Consider the following 15,127-nt stretch of genomic DNA (forward strand, 5'->3'; position numbering starts at 1 on the left):
AAAGAAGACGGAAAGCATGAAAGAATTATTGTTAGTGTGCGCAGTGGCTATCATGATTGTGTTCGGTTACTTTATAATGAAAAGGCTTGACGATTTTTTAGAAAATAACCACCACTTAATTGACGAAGAAATTGCAGAAAACAGCCTTTTTATTGCGTTTGATAATCCTATGATCTTGGATTCGCTGATACCGCTATTTGAAAAGTTTTCAAAAGGAAAGCCGAATTGTCAGCTTCATTTCCTGTTCGGAAATACAGAGGATATATATGATAAGCTAAACAAAAATCGAATTGACTTTGGCTTTATTGAAAACAATGCTTCTGCAAATGACGATACATACCGCTGTCTTATCATTTCTACAAAGCAAAATAGTATTATCTGTGAGAAAGCAGGATGTACGATAGAACCGCTGGATCCTTCCGTAATTCAGACCGCTGTGATATGGAAAAAGGCTTCAAATAATGCCTTTGCAAATAGCTTCTCTGATTTTCTTTTTTCAAATCAAGCGGTGATCAATGCGGAATATGTAAAGTAGAAAATACTTTTATACTTGTGATATATGTGATATAATAAAAAGTAAAAAGGGGGAGTTGTAATGCAATACTTTATAAATTCAAAAGACGGGAGTCTGCAAGCCGCCCAAAACTGCGGCGATAAAAAGCCGTTTTTTACATTTATGAGTACGGCGGAATTTCACAAATGTAAAGAACAACTACCGTATTATAAAGAACTTCTTCACTGTCTTGGATCGATTCGTTATTGTAAGGCAGAGGTTTTCAAAAACTGCATCATCGGAACATTACGCCTGCCTCAAAAAAGTGAACAGCGTTCACCGCAGCTTTCCTTCAGCTTTTATTTGACGGGACAGTCGCTCTTATTTGTCGAAGATGTAGGCGATTTGAAATTATGGGTAGACAAACGGATAAGTATGTTTCAGGAGCTGAACAGTCCGGCTCATCTTCTTTTGCAGTTTATGGAGCAAATGATAGAGGATGATGTTCTCTATCTTTCTCACATCGAGTCAGAAACAGAAAAAATGGAAGAAAATATCGGCTCCGGCGGTTCGGCAGACTTTTTCCCGTTGCTTACAAAACACAGGCAAAAGCTGTCCGAATTAAATGCTTACTATGAACAATTGACAGATATCGGAGAGTTGTTTCAATCCCGCGCGTGTTCTTCATTTGCAGACGATACCGGGGACTGGGAAAAATTTACCCACCGTGCCGAGAGATTGCAAAATCATGTTCAGTTGCTTCGTGAAAATATGCTGCAGCTTCGTGAGCTTTATCAGTCTATGCAGGATGCACGGCAAAATAAGATTATGGGGATTCTCACAATCGTCACCACCTTTTTCCTGCCTCTTACTTTAATTACGGGATGGTATGGAATGAACTTTGCTTATATGCCGGAGCTGAAGTGGCGATACGGTTATCTGTCGGTGATTATTGTTTCTCTTATTATCGCAATAGGAGAAATCATCTACTTCAAAAAGAAGAAATTCTTTTAATTTTTCCAACTTGAAATATGAGACTTACAGGGGGGTATATGGATGAAATAATGCCCCCGTGTGCCGACATACAAAGCGTTATCAGGATATTGAAGAGTTACTTAATGCGGGAATAGACGCTTATACCACGGTAAACGTTCAGCATATTGAAAGTCTAAATGACACCGTTGCATCTATAACGGGCATTATGGTACATGAGCGAATCCCCGATTCGGTGTTTGACAACGCAAGTCAGGTTGAGCTTGTGGATATTGAGCCGCAGGAATTGATTGATCGGCTACAAGCGGGCAAAGTTTATAACCCGACTCAGGCTGAGCGTGCTACAGAGAATTTCTTTACCGTGGAAAATCTAACGGCGCTTCGTGAAATTGCCTTGCGCCGCTGTGCCGACAGGGTGAATCTGCTTACCGAAACCGTCAGAACGAAAAGTCACAACGATTATCATACCGATGAGCATATTCTTGTATGCCTTTCGTCGTCACCGTCGAATGCAAAAATAATTCGCACTGCCGCCCGGATGGCGAATGTCTTTAAGGGCGCTTTTACAGCGCTGTTTGTGGAAACTCCTGATTATCAGGTTATGCCTGAAGAAGATGTAAAACGCCTGCGAAGCAATATGCGTCTTGCAGAACAATTAGGCGCTAAAATTGAAACCGTGCACGGTGAAGATGTTTCCTATCAAATTGCCGAATTTGCAAGGCTTTCGGGAGTCTCAAAAATTGTGATAGGAAGAAGCTCCGCAACCCGAAAGAGCATATTTTCTAAACCTACTCTTACAGAAAAACTGATTGCAAACGCACCGAATTTAGATGTGCATATCATACCCGATACTGACGGTAAAAACACCGCATAGATTATGCCGCAGGATGCGCCTATCTCGGCGATGAAGAGCTACACCTTACACCTATTGAATATAAGCTTTTGTGTCTGCTTTCAAGAAATATCGGCAAGGTTTTAACCCATACCTTTATTACCCAGAACATTTGGGGCAGCAGTTGGGATAACGACATTGCCTCTCTGCGTGTTTTTATGGCGACGCTCCGCAAAAAGCTGGAGAAGGACGCAGATTCTCCCCAATATATCCAAACGCATATCGGCGTAGGCTACAGAATGATGAAGGTTGAATAATCTGTTAAACAGAAAATGAATAGCAAAAACTGTGCTGTAAATCCTTTTGATGTTTACAGCACAGTTAATCTTTTATGAAAAAATCAATTCATTATTTATGACTTCCTTTGCTCTGCTGCGGATATTGTTCATCCGACCAACCCATTTCATTTGGTTATCTGCTTTGAGTTTTTCTGTTACGTCCTCACGCTCTGCCATCTGTTTTACGAGTCGAAAAAACATATCTTCAGCCTGCTTATCCAGGTCAGTGAGGTAGCCGTTCAGTTTGCCACTTGTCAGCAGATTGAGATAAAAGACCTTGCGATTTTGCTTGATATACCGCAAATGTCGTTGTCCCCATAAGCCGACAGGCTGTTGTTCTCCTTCGGGCAGTTTTAAACATAGTAGACAGTAGTCACCTTGAAGTTCGTACCAAAGACCGTTCTTTTTGTCATAAATAACCTTTTCCATACTCACGCCTCCTTGTAGATCACTTTGAATTTCTTCTGTTTGGCATCAATGATTTTCAGTAAAACCTCGTCCACCGCATCGGTGTACTTACCATTAGCAATAAGGTTGTTTCGCATTTCATTCATACAGTCGACAACAATTCTATGCTCAAAATCATCAAGTGCTATGTAACTCTTCTCATCTCGCATATCAAATCCTCCCTTGCCAATATTTTAGCAAAAGTGAATGTATTTTTACAAATGTGTGATTTTATATTTACAAATAAAAGCCGCCTACTGCATTTACAATAGGCGGATAAACTATTATTCATTTTGATTTTTCATAATTGTTTTTACTGTATCAAAATATTCTTTCATTTCTTCGTCCTTAGGGTTGACGAATAGGGCAAAATTGATTTGTCCTAAAAGGTGATTAAGGTAATTAGCACGATTCTCCTCAATCCGCTCCAAATGGGATTCTAATCCATATTTCCTTATATAATAAATCTGTTGTCGAATCTGCTTTCTCTTTTCTTTAGAAATCTGCATATGAGAATTAACTACAATCCCTGTAACTTCTTGCCTTGCGTTGCTTCTTGCAACTCTTGTTTTCTCAGGATTTATAGAAAAACCTTCGTTATAAACAATTCTCAATATTAAAACCATTCTTTTCGTTTTGTTAAGAAAAAATATAAAAAGAACCAAAATCTTCGTGACTTTGGCTCTTTTTTATTTCGTATCAGAGCATCACCTTGACGGCAAAGCCGCCACTAAAAAAGTAGGTGTTCGTCCAATACACATTTGGTGGAGATGATTCGGACACGGAGAAAGTCACGGTTTAAAAATACTTGTGTCTGCCGAGTGAATTAAAAGGCTTTTAAGGAGTGTGATAAATACCTATATAAATACTATAAATTTGAATATCCTTAACTCACCAATTTTCGGCAACACAAAAGGATATTGCAAGGCAGTTAAAACTGCCTCCCCCACATCTCACGCTTAGTGCGTGGTGTGGTGTTTTGGCTTGCAATATACTTTTTGTTGCCGAATTTTTTGTCTATATATATTTTTACACTTTTGCGTGGAAAAGTACGGAAGATTTTTCCATTTTGCTGTCATATAATGTAAAAAGAGGGTGAAACAAGGCAGGTGATTGATATAGATAAAAATCAACAAAAATGCACAACATTAAACGGAGTTTATGAAACAATGAGCGAAATCATAGGCTTTGACAATGTGGTGAAACTGTATGAAAACTTTAAAGGTAGTCAGATAAACTTTCCTACCCGACTTTTTTCTAAGGAATTTGTCCTCGAAGAAGCACTCAAGGCATATGACGGAACATCGGAATCAATCAATCTGATTGCGACAAAATACTCGTATTCGGAACGAACAATCAGAAAACTATTAAAAAATCATTTAAACTCAATTTAAGCAAATCAGCTTAAATCATATTTTTATTCTTAGGAGGAATTTTAGTGTTACAAGTTATCATCTCAATCATAGGTTTAATTATTGCAGTATTTGTTTTTGCTTTGATAGCAGACAAGTTTCCGTCCATTACAAACTGCATACCATTGGCAATATTCATTTTTGTACTTTTATGGGGAGCAAGTATTTGTATTTCCTATATAGCGTGGTGGATTGGAATAATTGTAGCTATTGTCGCTCTGATTGTTTACATAATAAAAAAGAAAAAGCCTCTGCAAATGGACAACAACGAACCAATTGACAATAATCAGGAGGATAATAATGAATCTAAATGAATTTTTACAAAAAGAAAACTGTGCAAAAGAATTTAATATATGTGTGGGTAACATAAAAGTTTCAAATGAAAGAAATTTATACAATGCTTTAAGAAAATGGTATAAAAGCCTTGCAAAATCAGCACAAAACTCGTTTGATGAGGGTTATAAATCCTATAATAACTGTGAGGACATTATTTCTAAAGCAGAAGATGATTTTAAAAGCAGTATGGCAATTGTTGTTGAAGATTTGAAAGATACCTTTATAAATTTAGGTGAATATGATTATGACACCAATGCCGTTTCTGAACTAATCGAATCCGCAGGTTGCACAGAAATATTTGAAGAAAGATTTTGCTCTGTTGCCGAAAAAGTGTATTCTATTATGGGTGATGTTGAAGCTCAGAGAGAATACAGAGAACAAAGAAAAGAAAACAGAGGTCGTTGGCAGGGTGCTACTATAGGTGGAAATGCCATAACTGCAATAAGCCATCAAATTGATGTCGGTGCTATGAATATGGCGAGTGGTGCGGCACATAGTGTTGCAAATGCTGTCGGCAACTTTTTCACCGAAATGCAGGCTGAATCAGACCTGAAGAAATTATTCAAAAATAATGAAGTTAAGATTTTACTTTCTGAAGGTGTGTATTACTCAGCATATTCCGTAATTGAGGTATTTATGCAAACAGTCGGACAAGATTATGACTGGGGATATGTTAAAGATTGCGACAGCGATAAAGCACAAAGATTGATAAATAACCTTAAAAGCAATTCAATTGCTTCAGAGAATATTTCAAAAATCTGCATAGATGTACTTTCTCTTAATCCGTATAACATTGAAATATATGATTACTTATTAAAAAAATACGGTGATGACGGAAGTTTGAGTGCATTGGCAGAATACTTCGACATAGACGGTTTTTCAGCAATAAAGGAATCTATGGCACTTGACTATGTAAAAAAGAATCAGGGTACAACAGAAGAAGATGCCGTTAAAGCTAAACACGATTTAATAGAATATTGCAAAAACATAAGACTTGACATTACAGATGAATCCGAATGTATTACATACATAAATTCACTACTTGACGATTTTGATTTAAAATATCGAACAGTTGACGGTGTGGTCTGTGAAACAAGGGAAAGTGCTGATTTTTCAAGAAGCGAATTACCTGATATACTTGAATTTATGAAACAAATTCAGCCTTTAAAATCGGATCCGATATTGCCGTATGAAAATGACCTATTAGCAAAGAAAGAAAAATTTATCAACACATTTTCTTCTGAGGTTTCTAAAAAGCATTTAGAAACTATCAATACATATCTAAGTGATTTTGATAAACGATTTTGTAAAACAAAATTATTTTCAAGCGTTCCAAGAAAGCAAGCGGCAAAAGACAGAGCTTTATCATATGCAAAAGGACTTCGATATTCTACAATTGAGGAGTTTGACAGAGAATACGAAAAATATAAAGATTTTATTATCAAAAATCTTGGCGTAAACATTGATGAAGCTGTTGAAGCAAAAGAATATCTTGAGAAAAAGAGGAAACGCTTGTCAAGTCCATACGGTGGCATAGGCGGATTCGGCGGTTTCTTCCGCAAAAGAAAGTAATGCAATTTTTTAGTAAACGCATATATTTGCAAAAAGTGTATAAAAAACAAATAATTTTCATCATCTGAAAATGCACTCACCAAAAGGCGGTGGGTGCATTTTTATATAAAAAACAAGAAAGGAGCGAACAATGGAAGCACTTTGGTTTGTACTTGGTTTTACGGTAACAACAACCGTTGTACTCGCAACAGAAAAACTCATCATAAAAAATTAATTTGGAGGAAAAAATATGTTTGGACTTATTATGGCACTTACAACAAAAGTAGCGGTAGAAATGTTTGCAACAGGTGCAGGAACTGCTATTACACTTCTCTGCACAGGAACAAAGCTGAGGAAAAGAAAATGATTGAAATATTAACACCTGATGATGTATCAAAAATCAAGGACTGTTACATTGCAGAATATATTAAAAATCTTCTCACAAATCTTCTGACACAAACCTCTGACTGTTTGCTTGAAACGGTCGGAGGTATTTTTTATGTTGAGAATGAAAAAGACTTTGATAATTACAAAAAGTTTGGTTTGTCCTCAAAAATAACAGAAAGCAGATTTGAATGGATTGACTTGATAGGCAATGATTTTCTTGACGGATGTATTGTTCTTGACAATGACAGGGCAATAAATATCATCGGAAAAGTTTACTATTTCAGAAAAGGAGTATTAAATTATGAGCCTGACAAACACAGTTGAAGCAATCAGTACAGTAAAAACAACAGCGGTCTTTTCCAAAAACAGGAAAGACCGCTATTTATTAAAAATCGAATGGGATAACAGCAAAAATCACTTGCAATAATAATGACATTTCCCTCATTAGCAGATGAATTGATTTTTGACCAAACAACAATGCTTGTCAGGAACGGAGCGGTAAAAAATGATTTCGGCTCTGTTTCAATAATCAATCTCTTCTCATCAATCGACAACCCTTTGCCTAAAACAGACAAAACAAACACTTCTTTTGTAATGAGAGAATGTGACAATGCAGATGTAATAATAGTTGCATATGGCAGAAGCACAAGCTTTGAGGAAGAAAAGAAGGCTTTTCTCAATGCTTTGACAGAACACTATAATGACAAACTGCACACAATCATTGACTCAAAAGGCTTGATGTTCTCGCACCCTCTCTCACCCTTTGCACACCAGTGGAACATTCAGAAATTGGATTTGAAAAGATGATTGCATTGCCTTGAGATTTTCTCTTTGTGTGCGAGTGTGCATTGATTGAAAAAACGGGATTTCGGGGAAGAAGATTTTTCAAAAGGACTCTCAAAGTGAAAAATCTCCCGAAATTCCATCCACATTTTCGGTCTGCCCCGAAAAAAGCTTTTTTTCTTCTTTGGAATTTTGTCTGACAAAATCTCCGTCAATTTGCACAAACCATGGTTTTTATTTTTTTGCAAAAAACAACCTCTGTCAGAATTTTTCAGAAACTTTTGAGGAAGACTTTCAAGGGCAAAAATCTCCGCCACAATAATTCAACAGTTAAATAGCAATAATACACAATTTGTTTATATCCACAGTTATTTTTTAAAGCATTGACAACAAAAAAATTCGAGCCTATAATAGCAATACCGAATAAATATGAGGTGTTATTATGCAAAATAATATAAATTCAAATGATTGCATAAAAGAAAAAATTTCTTTGAGTAAAAAATTTCAAAGAATCGATATTTCAGAAGAAGAATATCAGAAAATACAAAATGAATTATCCGTTTGCTTTAAAAGTATTTGACAAGAGAAAAGCAGAAGCGATTGACTATGACTTGCTCAATAGCGGTTATGTCGGACTGGTAAGACTTAGTGCAAGCGACAATCACTATGAAATATGCGTAGCTAAAAACTACTTTGAGCAAATGATGAAGAATAACGGAATAGTTGATTTCCGCAAAAGACTTAAAAATCTGAGAGCAACAGGTGTACTCATTGCAGAAAAAGACAGACTTGTCGCAAGAGAGAAAATCATAGAAATCATTGACCTGAAAGTATATATTTTCAGATTTCAGTTTAATGACAAGATGATGTCACTTCATAATGCTTATGAAGAAATGTACTTTGACAAAATAGAAAACTCCGATAATAAAGACTTTCTGTCAGATGATGAAGTACAAAATATAGAAGAATGTCTTGGAGGTGAATGATTATGCCAACTTTTGATTTTATACCAAAGAAAAAATATGAATATATTGATGACGGTACCTACACAGGTATTCTTGACGATATATATTTCAGTCCCGATTGCCGTAACTGCTGGTTCACAATAAAGGTAGATTCAATAGAAAACGGCTATTTTAACTGTATGTTCTCTAATATGGATATAGTTTTAAATAACTTCTGTTGTGAGTATGTAGATGATAATAACTGTTTTTGCAGTGATAATGTACTCGGCAAAAAAATTGAATTTTCTGTAAGTCAAAGAAAATACGGCAACAAATCTTTTTCAAAAATAACAGCAATAAAAGTTATTTCCGATAAAGAATAATATTTTAAAAAATTAAATAAAAAATCCCTGCTTGCAGTATTATCTGCAAAAAATAATCATCAGATTTTATTAGATAAATGGTTATTAGTGGTTTGGCATAAGAGTTGTGTAATCTGGAATACACAAGCCAAGCATATAGAGTTTTACTCTATTTTAATCTCTTGATATACATAATATTAGGAGGTTTTAATATGAAAGAATCATTAGTGTGTTGCAGTATACCCCACAATCTTCTGCTTAAACAGGATTACGACAAGAGTATAGATAAAGCTGAACATACAGACAACCGCATTCCTTCGGATTTCTATAATGTAATAATAGATGTCCTCATCGAAATGCTTAATATAGATTAAAATATAAACTTTGAAAATCATCTGTGCAGTTGCTTTTCAGTGACTGCACTTTATTAAATTATAAATACATATTATTAAAATGAAGAATTATTCTTATAGGAGTGGTATATATGGAAGAAACAATAAAAGCAGTCGGATATGCACGATTTTCTTCTTCAATGCAACGAGAAGAATCTATAACAGCTCAAAAAAGATATATGATGATGTATGCCAAAAGAAACAATATGGAAGTCATTGATTGGTATTGTGATGAAGCAAAATCAGCAAAAACAGTCAACAGACCTGCATTTCAGAAAATGATAAATGACGCAAAGAACAATCCTGAATTTAAGGCGGTATTGGTACATAAAACAGACAGATTTTCAAGAAATCTGAGTGATAGTATTCAATACAAAAAACTTCTTGAAGAATACGGTGTGCAAGTCATATTTGTTAATGAGCGTTTTGAAAATAATCCTGAAAGTCATTTGTTATATCACATAATGGGTTCGGTCAATCAGTTCTACAATGAAAATCTTGCAAGAGAAGTAATGAAAGGACTGAAAGAAAATGCCTATCAATGCAAATTTACTTGTGGCAGACCGCCATTAGGATATGATGTTGACAAAGACCTTAAACTTGTCATAAATGAAAAGGAAGCCGAAGCAGTTAGATTGATATTTGAAATGTCTGCCGAGGGATACGGCTACGGAGAAACAATAGACAAGCTGAATATTCTCGGATACAAAACTAAAAAAGGATTGCCATTTGTAAAAAACAGTTTGTATGAAATACTAAAAAATGAAAAATACAAAGGTACATACATTTTTAACCGCAGTTGTTCCGCAAATGCTTTGAATAAAAGAAACAATCACAGAAGAAAACCCGAAGAAGAAATAATAAGGATTGAAAACGGCTGTCCTGCTATTGTTTCGTCAGGATTGTGGCACAGGGCAAATGCAGTCAAAAAGGCAACACGAAGCAACTTTACAAATGCAAAAAATACATATCTGCTCACAGGTCTTATACATTGCTGTGAATGTGGTGGCAAATTTCACGGAAATATCCGCTATAACAAAAACAACACAAATTTAGTATATAGATGCAGTGCAAAAAAGAATAAAAGAAAATGTGAATCAAAAGAGATAAGATGTGAATATCTTGACAGCTTTGTTATTGATAAGTTTGTTGAATTCTTCTTTAATGATGATAATATAAAAGTAATAACAAAGCAACTCAATGAGCAATACAACAAATCCTGTATATCGGATTTGGAATACAACGAAGCAAAATCAACCTTAAAAATTCTTGAAAAGAGCAGAAACAATCTCGTTGAAGCAATAGCCAATACAGGCATAAATGACATAATGTCCGACAAAATCAAAGAGTATGAAGAACAAATCAAAAAGACTGCCGAGTTCATTCAAAAGTATGAAAAGCAAAAAATTGACAGAGTAATAACGGAAGATGAAGTCAGAGAACAAATAAATCATCTCAAAGATTACTTTTACAACCCTAAGAATTTAATAAGAACAAAGTATGTTCTTTCTCAATATATAGACAGAATTGACATCTCAAATGAAAATGTTCAGGTGCAATTCAAAGTATCAATGTCCCCATCAGATAATGCTGAGGTTTGATAAGGCAGTATGATAAAACTTAATAAAACTAAGGCATTGCAATGGCAGATGAGGCTTTGACTGTAAAAGGTCAGAGCCTTTTTCTGTTTCTTAAATCCACACATTTGTCTTTTCGTTTTGTATTCAGCATAATGAAGTTACCAAATCCAAGGAGGCTTCAATATGAAAACAAATTTTGAAAATATAGGCGGTAGTTATTCGCAACAAGGCGATTATCTTTTGCCAACTCTTACGCTACCTGATGAAAACCAAAGGCAAATCAGTGTGTGGGCAATGAGGCACAGACGCTATTTGAAATCAAGTCATCGAGTGCTTTATTACAATCTTCTTACATCGGGTAAGCTTTACAATTACCTTGCCGATGTTGAGCTTCAGGCAGAGAATTTGTTTGAACAGACAATAAAATCACTTGCTGAGCAGGAACAAGTTACGGAAAAACTCAAAGCCGAAAATATGATGTTGTGGGTGCAAAAGATGAATAATATTCGCAACAGAGCAACAGAAATCGTTAATAAACAAGTGATTTATAAATGAGAAAAAGGCACAACTTACGGAGAAAATTTTCGTATGTTGTGCCTTAATTTTTTGTGAAATTGAATGTACAAACTTAGCGAGCAGACCATTTGGTTATCCAAACGATAATTTTCTCGTTAGGGATACCCTAAGACCCGCTTTTTGTATTCGACTTTAATATTGAAAAAACAAAGTGGCTCAATGTTGCAAAGGAAAACATGATTGACATATAGTCAAAGAGATAAAGCAGTAGGTGTTCGTTATCGCCAAGGAGGAAAAACTGATTTTTCAGGAACAGGTAAGATGCTATATCCCGTTTGAAAAATGCGTAAATTCCGTATGCAAAAATAAGTATGAATATTATTTTGAATGCAGTCTTCACTTTTGGTGAGAGTTGCTTTTTCTTTTTTATCATTAGCAAAATCATATTGAAATGAAGTCCGAGGTGGAGCGACATAAATATAAAGCCCCAATATGCAGAAAGCATATGGATTCTGTTCGCTTCATAGGTTGATTTTATATTCAAAAATGCAAACAGATGCCTTGAAACAATTACCCCGCTGACGATTGTTCCGACAAATGATATAAGCACAAGCAAAACAAGAATATTTTGAAAAATTCTTATAGGTGTTTGCCTGCCTTTTGTTAAATGCTTTGCCCAATTTATATTGAGTGCGTGATGAACAACAAAAAGCACAAACATAGCAACGCCAACTACCTCGTGTGCAGTTGAGCCTAAAAGCTCGTAGGACATCAAAAGAAGCAGAGCAAATGTCATTAAAATATCAATTATCGGCTTTAGTTTTAATTTTGTTTTTGAATTCATACGGTTTTGTTTAAGTCTTCAGCCTCTTTGCTGTTCGTTGCCATTCCCATATATTTCATACCGTAAAGTTCGGCAAAGCGTTTCATCGTGTATTCGCCTGCGTCAAGCATCCACTTTTCGGGTGCCGCACCTTGGAATACAAAATATAGCTTTCTGCCTAAGAGCTCGCTCTCGTCAACCTTGCCGTAAAAACGGTCTAAAACATTACGAACAGAGCCGCAAATATTGTGCCAATAAAGCGGAGAACCGATAACGATTGTGTCAGCCTCTTTCATTTTTTCAATCACTCTGTCAAGTCCGTCATAAGGTAAAGTTTGACCGTATGAGCCGATTGTGAAGTTAGTTAAATTAAGTGTTTCGTATTTCTTGCCGTTCAAAAGAATTGAGGCAAGATTAGCAGTATTTCCGTTTTCGTTCGGACTGCCGTTAATAAAAAGAATTTTCATAATATTACCCTCTTAATAATTTAATGTTCGCCGAAAAGCCAAGACATAATGGTATCGTCCTCGGCGAAAAGTCCGCCTCCGCCATGTTCGTTTGGAGCGTTTCGGCTCGTAAAATAATCTCTTTCTTTAATATCAAGAACAAGAATTTTGTTGATTTCATCATCGGTCAAGCCTTGCTTTTTGTAGAGATCATAGAGCGTATCGTAGGCATTTTGAGATTTTTTCGAGCCGTAGTATTCGTCATCTCTGCCGATAGCTATATAAACGGGCAGTTTTGCTTTTGCAACGCTTTCATATTCTCCGTCCCATTGAGAGCTGACCTGCAAATATGCCGTGAACAAATCAGGTCTCTTACCGACTGCTTGCGACGCAGTTTCGCCGCCACCTGAATAGCCCTCTATATAAACCTTTGATTTATCTATATTGTAGGCAGACAAGAGATATTCGACAAGAACGATAGTTTCATCTGCTGAGTCTTCGTCCCAGCCGTTTAACTGAGGTGCGACAATAATCATATTACTGTTATATTTTTGTGCCTCAAAGCCAAAGTTTTCCTGACGGATATTTACACCGACACCTTGAAAATACAAGCCCTCATAACCGGGCAAGGTGATGAAAAGAGCGTAAGCCTTACTGCCGTCATAAGTTTTTGGAACATAAAGATTGAAATGAATATCACTGTTATTTTCACTATGCAAAATATTTTTAACGCTAAAGCCACGGTAAGTGTCCGTGCCGTTTGTGACGGCATAATTTTGTTTGGCAGGCTGAGTAGTTTGTGCTTTTGACGAGCTTTCGGCTGTTGTATTTGTTGTATAACTGCTCGGAGAATTACTTTTAATTGAACAAGCTGAAAGCGTAGTCACCGTAACAGTAACCGCCAAAAGCACAACTGTAAATTTGTGGATTTTATTTAAGGTCAAGACCGTTTACCCAAGATTCGACCTTGCTTGATGAGGCACCTGAAGAAAATCTTTCGCCGTCCTGCCAATTGCCTGTGCCTGCCATATCTGCTAAAAGGTCACCACTCTGACCTAAGCCTGATGATGTTGATGTGCAAAACGGAATAACGGTTTTGCCGCTGAAATCATTGCCCTTAACAAAATTGTTTACAGGCCAAGCAGCAATGCCCCACCAAATCGGATAGCCGATAAATACTGTATCATAATCTGCCCAATGATCAGGCGTAGTCTTTGTAAGTGGTACATCACGCTTGCTTTCGTCGTTGTGCTCAACACTTACACGGCTGTTGTCATCAGTCCAGTTAAGGTCATCGCTTGTGTAAGGGTCAACAGGTGTAATCTCAAACAAATCTGCTCCGGAAGTGTCGGCTATAGTTTCTGCAACAGCTTTTGTGCTACCTGTTGCAGAATAATAAACAACTAATATTTTTGAACTTGTATTAGAATTTTGGGTGTTTTCATCGGTAGATTTTGAAGTATCTGCCGTTGGTGAACTGCTTGGGGTTGTATTTGAATTGTCGCTCGAATTATTAGAGCAAGCTGCGAACGAAAACACAAGCACAAGTGCCAAAAGAATTGAGGTTAATTTTTTCATAATCTTGATCTCCTTTAGTTTAATTATTTTTGTTCGTCAACAGGCGGTATCATCTCGGCATACTTTTTAAGCATTTCCTGTGTTGAGGTATAATATCTTACACCCTTATCAAGTAATGATATTTTTGCCATTTCTTCATCAGTAAGTGAAAAGTCAAAAATATCAAAATTAGCCTTGATATGGTCGCTGTTCTTTGAACCCGGGATAATAATATTGCCCTCCTGAATATGCCAACGAAGAATGATTTGAGCTGTCGACTTACCGTATTTTTCCGCAAGGCTCTTAAAGAGTGGCTCATTTAGAAGTGCATTATCGCCGTGACCCAACGGATACCAAGCCTGAATTTTAATATCCTCGTGAGAAAGGAATTTTTTAAGCTCCTTTTCCTGATAATACGGGTGCACTTCAGTTTGAAGAACGGACGGCTTAACCTCGCACATATTTAGAATTTCGCAAATCTGCTCTTCGTTAAAGTTTGAAAGACCGATTGCACGAACCTTGCCGTCCTTATATGCCTTTTCCATTTGCTTATATCCTGCAATGTAGTTTCCGGAAGGCTGATGAATTAAAAGCAAATCGATATAATCTGTTTGAAGTCTTTCAAGCGTTTTGTCTACTGCATCGTCCTGCTCATAAAATGACGGCCAAAGCTTTGTTTCAAGAAAAATATTTTTTCGGTCAATGCCTGCATTTTTCATTGCTCTGCCTACTGCTTTTTCGTTGCAATATGCATTTGCCGTATCAATAAGCTGACATCCGTTTTTGAGAGCGTAGGTTGCAGATGCTTCTGCTTCGTCAGGTGTGAGCAAAAATGTTCCGATACCCTGCATAGGCATTTCTACGCCATTGTTTAATTTTATAAATTCCATACTGATTACTCCTTTTCTGTTTGAAAATTTAATATCTAAAATTAG

General features: G+C 36.3%; 21 protein-coding genes and 2 pseudogenes. 15 read left to right on the plus strand and 8 right to left on the minus strand.

Features of this window, described 5'->3' with window-relative positions; translation table 11 throughout:
* The first annotated feature begins 16 nt into the window (after window positions 1-16).
* From H8R91_RS04065 to H8R91_RS04080, 4 genes and pseudogenes are all read left to right on the plus strand, one after another.
* Complete coding sequence (locus tag H8R91_RS04065) at window positions 17-535, plus strand: type 2 periplasmic-binding domain-containing protein (RefSeq protein WP_186934950.1); 519 nt, start codon at window positions 17-19, stop codon at window positions 533-535.
* A gap of 60 nt (window positions 536-595) precedes the next feature.
* Window positions 596-1,507, plus strand: a complete 912-nt coding sequence (locus H8R91_RS04070) for a magnesium transporter CorA family protein (RefSeq protein ID WP_186934951.1) — start codon at window positions 596-598, stop codon at window positions 1,505-1,507.
* 49 nt (window positions 1,508-1,556) lie between these two features.
* Window positions 1,557-2,336: pseudogene (locus H8R91_RS04075) on the plus strand (sensor histidine kinase); the annotation flags it as partial.
* An 11-nt stretch (window positions 2,337-2,347) separates the two neighbouring features.
* A pseudogene (locus tag H8R91_RS04080) lies at window positions 2,348-2,635 on the plus strand (winged helix-turn-helix domain-containing protein); the annotation flags it as partial.
* 72 nt (window positions 2,636-2,707) lie between these two features.
* Here the strand turns inward: H8R91_RS04080 and H8R91_RS04085 are convergent.
* The 3 genes from H8R91_RS04085 to H8R91_RS04095 all read right to left on the minus strand — a co-directional run bounded on the left by H8R91_RS04085 (window position 2,708) and on the right by H8R91_RS04095 (window position 3,717).
* Window positions 2,708-3,085 (minus strand): TnpV protein, encoded by a 378-nt coding sequence (locus H8R91_RS04085; RefSeq protein WP_186934952.1) that lies wholly within the window; start codon window positions 3,083-3,085, stop codon window positions 2,708-2,710.
* A gap of 2 nt (window positions 3,086-3,087) precedes the next feature.
* Window positions 3,088-3,273, minus strand: a complete 186-nt coding sequence (locus H8R91_RS04090) for a hypothetical protein (protein WP_186934953.1) — start codon at window positions 3,271-3,273, stop codon at window positions 3,088-3,090.
* A 114-nt stretch (window positions 3,274-3,387) separates the two neighbouring features.
* On the minus strand, window positions 3,388-3,717 hold the full coding sequence (locus H8R91_RS04095; RefSeq protein ID WP_186934954.1) for an RNA-dependent RNA polymerase family protein: 330 nt from the start codon (window positions 3,715-3,717) through the stop codon (window positions 3,388-3,390).
* A gap of 495 nt (window positions 3,718-4,212) precedes the next feature.
* Here H8R91_RS04095 and H8R91_RS04100 point away from each other — a divergent pair, with 495 nt between their 5' ends.
* The 11 genes from H8R91_RS04100 to H8R91_RS04145 all read left to right on the plus strand — a co-directional run bounded on the left by H8R91_RS04100 (window position 4,213) and on the right by H8R91_RS04145 (window position 11,405).
* The gene (locus tag H8R91_RS04100) at window positions 4,213-4,497 is read left to right on the plus strand and encodes a hypothetical protein (protein ID WP_242956362.1); all 285 of its coding nucleotides are present in this window, start codon (window positions 4,213-4,215) and stop codon (window positions 4,495-4,497) included.
* Between the two features lie 44 nt (window positions 4,498-4,541).
* Entirely contained in the window at window positions 4,542-4,829 is a 288-nt protein-coding gene (locus H8R91_RS04105; protein ID WP_186934955.1) for a hypothetical protein, read from the plus strand.
* Complete coding sequence (locus H8R91_RS04110) at window positions 4,816-6,423, plus strand: hypothetical protein (RefSeq protein WP_186934956.1); 1,608 nt, start codon at window positions 4,816-4,818, stop codon at window positions 6,421-6,423. Before H8R91_RS04105 ends, H8R91_RS04110 begins: the two co-directional genes overlap by 14 nt.
* Before the next feature lie 342 nt (window positions 6,424-6,765).
* Window positions 6,766-7,113, plus strand: coding sequence for a hypothetical protein (locus tag H8R91_RS04115; RefSeq protein WP_186934957.1), 348 nt, complete (start codon window positions 6,766-6,768; stop codon window positions 7,111-7,113).
* Entirely contained in the window at window positions 7,091-7,216 is a 126-nt protein-coding gene (locus H8R91_RS12255; RefSeq protein ID WP_279287556.1) for a hypothetical protein, read from the plus strand. Before H8R91_RS04115 ends, H8R91_RS12255 begins: the two co-directional genes overlap by 23 nt.
* 29 nt (window positions 7,217-7,245) lie before the next feature.
* Window positions 7,246-7,596: a DUF1643 domain-containing protein gene (locus tag H8R91_RS04120; protein ID WP_243237687.1), complete on the plus strand. Its 351-nt coding sequence runs from the start codon at window positions 7,246-7,248 to the stop codon at window positions 7,594-7,596.
* Between the two features lie 524 nt (window positions 7,597-8,120).
* A complete protein-coding gene (locus tag H8R91_RS04125; protein ID WP_186934959.1) occupies window positions 8,121-8,558 on the plus strand; it encodes a hypothetical protein in 438 nt (145 codons plus the stop codon).
* A gap of 2 nt (window positions 8,559-8,560) precedes the next feature.
* Window positions 8,561-8,899 carry a hypothetical protein gene (locus H8R91_RS04130; protein ID WP_022234622.1) on the plus strand — a complete coding sequence of 113 codons (339 nt, stop codon included), beginning with the start codon at window positions 8,561-8,563 and terminating at the stop codon, window positions 8,897-8,899.
* A gap of 191 nt (window positions 8,900-9,090) precedes the next feature.
* On the plus strand, window positions 9,091-9,252 hold the full coding sequence (locus tag H8R91_RS04135; protein WP_186934960.1) for a hypothetical protein: 162 nt from the start codon (window positions 9,091-9,093) through the stop codon (window positions 9,250-9,252).
* A gap of 110 nt (window positions 9,253-9,362) precedes the next feature.
* Complete coding sequence (locus tag H8R91_RS04140; protein WP_186934961.1) at window positions 9,363-10,871, plus strand: recombinase family protein; 1,509 nt, start codon at window positions 9,363-9,365, stop codon at window positions 10,869-10,871.
* A gap of 162 nt (window positions 10,872-11,033) precedes the next feature.
* Complete coding sequence (locus H8R91_RS04145) at window positions 11,034-11,405, plus strand: TnpV protein (RefSeq protein WP_186934962.1); 372 nt, start codon at window positions 11,034-11,036, stop codon at window positions 11,403-11,405.
* A 127-nt stretch (window positions 11,406-11,532) separates the two neighbouring features.
* Here the strand turns inward: H8R91_RS04145 and H8R91_RS04150 are convergent, their stop codons facing one another.
* From H8R91_RS04150 to H8R91_RS04170, 5 genes are read right to left on the minus strand one after another with little or no spacing between them, the layout of a single operon-like run.
* Window positions 11,533-12,210: a DUF4405 domain-containing protein gene (locus H8R91_RS04150; protein ID WP_186934963.1), complete on the minus strand. Its 678-nt coding sequence runs from the start codon at window positions 12,208-12,210 to the stop codon at window positions 11,533-11,535.
* A complete protein-coding gene (locus tag H8R91_RS04155) occupies window positions 12,207-12,656 on the minus strand; it encodes a flavodoxin family protein (RefSeq protein WP_186934964.1) in 450 nt (149 codons plus the stop codon). The genes H8R91_RS04150 and H8R91_RS04155 overlap by 4 nt, the downstream gene beginning before the upstream one ends.
* Window positions 12,657-12,676: 20 nt before the next feature.
* Entirely contained in the window at window positions 12,677-13,579 is a 903-nt protein-coding gene (locus H8R91_RS04160) for a prolyl oligopeptidase family serine peptidase (RefSeq protein ID WP_243237688.1), read from the minus strand.
* Window positions 13,566-14,213, minus strand: a complete 648-nt coding sequence (locus H8R91_RS04165) for a flavodoxin (protein WP_186934965.1) — start codon at window positions 14,211-14,213, stop codon at window positions 13,566-13,568. Before H8R91_RS04165 ends, H8R91_RS04160 begins: the two co-directional genes overlap by 14 nt.
* 23 nt (window positions 14,214-14,236) lie before the next feature.
* A complete protein-coding gene (locus H8R91_RS04170) occupies window positions 14,237-15,082 on the minus strand; it encodes an aldo/keto reductase (protein WP_186934966.1) in 846 nt (281 codons plus the stop codon).
* Window positions 15,083-15,127 lie beyond the last annotated feature (45 nt).

It is taken from the genome of Ruminococcus intestinalis, assembly GCF_014288065.1.
GTDB classification, from domain to species: Bacteria; Bacillota; Clostridia; order Oscillospirales; family Acutalibacteraceae; genus Ruminococcoides; species Ruminococcoides intestinale_A.

Coding starts and splice junctions, on each gene's coding strand:
- H8R91_RS04090 (WP_186934953.1), bottom strand. CDS start 3,273: ATGCGAGATGAGAAGAGTTACATAGCACTTGATGATTTTGAGCATAGA.
- H8R91_RS04155 (WP_186934964.1), bottom strand. CDS start 12,656: ATGAAAATTCTTTTTATTAACGGCAGTCCGAACGAAAACGGAAATACT.
- H8R91_RS04065 (WP_186934950.1), top strand. CDS start 17: ATGAAAGAATTATTGTTAGTGTGCGCAGTGGCTATCATGATTGTGTTC.
- H8R91_RS04125 (WP_186934959.1), top strand. CDS start 8,121: ATGAATTATCCGTTTGCTTTAAAAGTATTTGACAAGAGAAAAGCAGAA.
- H8R91_RS04110 (WP_186934956.1), top strand. CDS start 4,816: ATGAATCTAAATGAATTTTTACAAAAAGAAAACTGTGCAAAAGAATTT.
- H8R91_RS04135 (WP_186934960.1), top strand. CDS start 9,091: ATGAAAGAATCATTAGTGTGTTGCAGTATACCCCACAATCTTCTGCTT.
- H8R91_RS12255 (WP_279287556.1), top strand. CDS start 7,091: ATGAGCCTGACAAACACAGTTGAAGCAATCAGTACAGTAAAAACAACA.
- H8R91_RS04140 (WP_186934961.1), top strand. CDS start 9,363: ATGGAAGAAACAATAAAAGCAGTCGGATATGCACGATTTTCTTCTTCA.
- H8R91_RS04130 (WP_022234622.1), top strand. CDS start 8,561: ATGCCAACTTTTGATTTTATACCAAAGAAAAAATATGAATATATTGAT.
- H8R91_RS04115 (WP_186934957.1), top strand. CDS start 6,766: ATGATTGAAATATTAACACCTGATGATGTATCAAAAATCAAGGACTGT.
- H8R91_RS04150 (WP_186934963.1), bottom strand. CDS start 12,210: ATGAATTCAAAAACAAAATTAAAACTAAAGCCGATAATTGATATTTTA.
- H8R91_RS04070 (WP_186934951.1), top strand. CDS start 596: ATGCAATACTTTATAAATTCAAAAGACGGGAGTCTGCAAGCCGCCCAA.
- H8R91_RS04165 (WP_186934965.1), bottom strand. CDS start 14,213: ATGAAAAAATTAACCTCAATTCTTTTGGCACTTGTGCTTGTGTTTTCG.
- H8R91_RS04145 (WP_186934962.1), top strand. CDS start 11,034: ATGAAAACAAATTTTGAAAATATAGGCGGTAGTTATTCGCAACAAGGC.
- H8R91_RS04085 (WP_186934952.1), bottom strand. CDS start 3,085: ATGGAAAAGGTTATTTATGACAAAAAGAACGGTCTTTGGTACGAACTT.
- H8R91_RS04170 (WP_186934966.1), bottom strand. CDS start 15,082: ATGGAATTTATAAAATTAAACAATGGCGTAGAAATGCCTATGCAGGGT.